Here is a 3051-nt window from a genome sequence, read left to right as displayed (position 1 = left end):
TGTTCGCGATACAGCCGAACACCGCGCTCGCGAAACTCGGCTGTGTACTTCGGGGTGTGCTTCTTCTGGTCCATAGGGTTCATCCTTTGAGAGTTTTACTCTCCGGTAAACCCGGGGCGGTTCAGTCCTTCCCGTTTTGTTGAACACGCAGAGTGTCCCGCAGGGTTCGCCTAGATGCAAAGCACAAATGTTGCAAAGGCTGCGATCTGAGCAGTGCCGACATCGGTCTAGAAACCATCGTTTTTTAAACGAATGGGCTCCCACCAAACAGCAGGGCCTCTTTTGATGATCGCCCTACTTTAAGCCGATCTCCTTCAGCTTACCGACCACCAAGCGGCGTAATACCTCCTCACTGGGCCGCAGCCGCGCGATCGCGTCGGGCACGGACTCGCGGGCATAGGTGACGGCCTGCTCGACCAGCACATCCTTTCCGGCGCCGGGGCCGTCCTCGATCGCGGCGCGGACCCCGCTCATCAGGGCGCTGTGCAGGGCCTCGCGGTGGCGGGCCTCGATCTCAAGGCCGAAGCGTTGTTTCGCCACCTGGGCAGCGCCGCCGATCAGAACGGTCAGGAGCAAGCTCAGGCCACTGATCAGCGCGGGCTGAAGCTGTTGCAGAATGTCATTCCAGTTCATGGGTATGTCCTTTGTTTTGGAGTGGGAAAGAAACGGCCGCTGGATCAGTCGGTCAGCCAGGGAAGGAACCGCGCAAGGAAGGCGCGGATCCCGGTGGTTTCGGTTGTGGGTGTTGGTTTCGGAGGCGCGATGGGCGGTAGGGCCAGCAGAGCCGCATGCAGCGCCGCATGGGATTTCGGGCCGGGAATGCCGTCTACCTTGAGGCCAGCCGCGCGCTGGAAGGCGCGCAGATCCGTGGTGCCATATCCCAGCAGCACCAGCTGCGCGCGCAGGGTCCAGCGCTTGCGCTCGGACAGGTGATTGTAGCCGCCATTGATACGCCGCGTGACGGCCCGGATATCGCCCCGGTCGGCCAGCCGGTTCAGACCACGCATCGACCAGTACCAGAGCGGCCCCAACCCCTCCCAGGGATCGAGGTTCACCGCATCTGGATCCGCTTCAAAATCCGGCGCGGTGGGATCGAGGCGGCGCACCCAGGCGGTGAAGGCGCGGTAATTGGCCCGGCCAGTGATCTGCATGCCGGTGCGGCCCCGGTACCTGTAGCCATCACCATCCCGTTCCGGCGTGTTGCCGAGATCCGTGCGGGTGTCATAGCGCGCCTGCGCCGAGGTCGGGCCCCAGATTTCCCGGTCATAGCGGAAGGCGCCGTTTTCCAGCAGCACCTGCCCCAGCAGGTAGGCCAGCCGGTGCGGTTGGTTCAGACCCAGATCGTATCCGTGCCGGTTCAACGCCAGCAGGAAGGACTGCGCATTGCGCGCCTGGTTACTGCCCGGCGCGATCGGGCCGGTGATCTTCTGCAGAGTTTCAAAGGTGAGAATGTCAGGCATGGAAAGCCTCCAATGCAAAAGCCCCGCGCAAGGGCATCCTTGGCGGGGCGGTTTCAGGGTTCGGGGGATCAGGTCAGGGTTTGGCGCGGGTCAGCCATTTGGCCAACACCACTTCGGTGCCGCGGGGGCCGTAATAGGCGGCAAGGGCCACAATGCCGGTTCCAACCGTGGCATTGGCACCAAGGTAGCTGGCAATAGCCTCGCCAATGAAGGCCATGCCAAACACCACCGGGATCTCCCACAAAAGCTCCCGGCTGAAGAAGCGGCGCTGCCCTTTGCGCACCTCGCCGGAATGCCACATCAGGCGGCCGATCGCGGCGCCTACCAGCGTTGTTGCCGCACCGCCGATCAGATTGGACAGCCAGTCCACCAGGCCAGGTTCCGTCATCTCACCAACCATTCTTCTACATCCGCGCTCACATCGCGCATCTTGATCCAGCGCCCGCCCGTGGGCTGCCCCTTGAGGAGCCGCAGCTTTCCCATGAGCCCCACCGTGTCCCACTCAGGCCGGTCGGCGCGCGGCGTGTAGTCCTGCGATGGGTCATAATCCGGGTTCAGCTTGCGGCGCTGCTGCGTGACGCGCTCGGCATCAGCCGGAACCGCAACACCATCCGGCACCTCGTCAGCTGCATAGCTGCGCTTTTCCTCCTTGGTGGTTTCCTCTTGAACCTCGACCATGCGCGGCTCACGGTGGATCAGCTGGCTGCCATTACCGCCCAAAACAGGTGCCCCGCTTTCATCCACCAGCGGGAACACATCGAAGAGCGGCACCTGTACGGTTTCAGTCACGGTTCTTTTGACCGCCACGCCATCCACCACCTCGATCACCTCGCGGGTGCGCTCCTGCGCTTCGCTGGCCTGTTTCTGAATCGTCTCGGTTTCGGTGACGACCTCGGTCCAGCTCAGCGCCTCGTAATCCTCCCAGATGTAGGCCCCGAAGGCGTCCTTGAGATACTTGCCCTTCCAGCGATCAATATCTCCGTCACCGATCACGGATGGGTTGGCAGAGATGACGCCGATCGGATCTTCACCGGGCAGTGCCAGCCGGATCTTGTCACCATCCAGAACAACAGAGAGCCCCCTCCTGTCTTCGCCAGCAAGGTTCCCATCCACCCATTCGAAGTATTCCGCATAGTCCGCGCCGCCGCCTGTGAACCCAACGTCTGAAGTGACCGTGCCATCGCCGCGCACCCGAAATTCTGCATCAGAACCTCCGTTGCTCCGAGCATCGATGAGATCGAACGCAGAAGACCCAGCACGCGAAGTTCTCACCAAGAGCGTGTCGCCGGTAAAAGAGGCGTTTACCGCTTCTGCGAAGATAGAAATACCGGATGCCTCAGAGCTTTGAGAGTGGGCCTTAGCGCTCGGGTTTTCTACTCCCACACCTAGGTTGCCTGCTGCGTCAAGTGACATACGACTGACCACCAAATCGCTGGACGAAGCCGTACTCACGTAGGTGTAGAACCTAAGAGTCTGATTCAAAACTTTTCGAGTGAATTCATTGTCTTGCGAGCATCCGCGTGACGCGGCGGATGTGTGCGATTGTGACCCAAGCTGCCGCGCTGGCGATGGATTTTTCCCAATCCTTCGA

The 3051-nt window shown here is 61.4% G+C and carries 4 protein-coding genes and 1 pseudogene; all 5 read right to left on the bottom strand.

Annotated elements, in window-relative coordinates; all coding sequences use genetic code 11:
* Window positions 1-294: 294 nt before the first annotated feature.
* A complete protein-coding gene (locus AAFO90_RS24440; protein WP_347511135.1) occupies window positions 295-633 on the bottom strand; it encodes a hypothetical protein in 339 nt (112 codons plus the stop codon).
* Window positions 634-677: 44 nt separating this feature from the next.
* Entirely contained in the window at window positions 678-1460 is a 783-nt protein-coding gene (locus AAFO90_RS24435) for a glycoside hydrolase family 19 protein (RefSeq protein WP_347511134.1), read from the bottom strand.
* A gap of 73 nt (window positions 1461-1533) precedes the next feature.
* A complete protein-coding gene (locus AAFO90_RS24430; protein ID WP_347511133.1) occupies window positions 1534-1848 on the bottom strand; it encodes a phage holin family protein in 315 nt (104 codons plus the stop codon).
* Window positions 1845-2651 (bottom strand): peptidase G2 autoproteolytic cleavage domain-containing protein, encoded by an 807-nt coding sequence (locus AAFO90_RS24425; RefSeq protein ID WP_347511132.1) that lies wholly within the window; start codon window positions 2649-2651, stop codon window positions 1845-1847. Before AAFO90_RS24425 ends, AAFO90_RS24430 begins: the two co-directional genes overlap by 4 nt.
* A 307-nt stretch (window positions 2652-2958) precedes the next feature.
* A pseudogene (locus tag AAFO90_RS24420) lies at window positions 2959-3051 on the bottom strand (IS5/IS1182 family transposase); the annotation flags it as partial.

Source organism: Phaeobacter sp. CAU 1743 (assembly GCF_039839315.1).
Classification (GTDB): domain Bacteria; phylum Pseudomonadota; class Alphaproteobacteria; order Rhodobacterales; family Rhodobacteraceae; genus Phycobacter; species Phycobacter gallaeciensis_A.
This window is presented reverse-complemented; position numbering and strand designations above follow the sequence as displayed.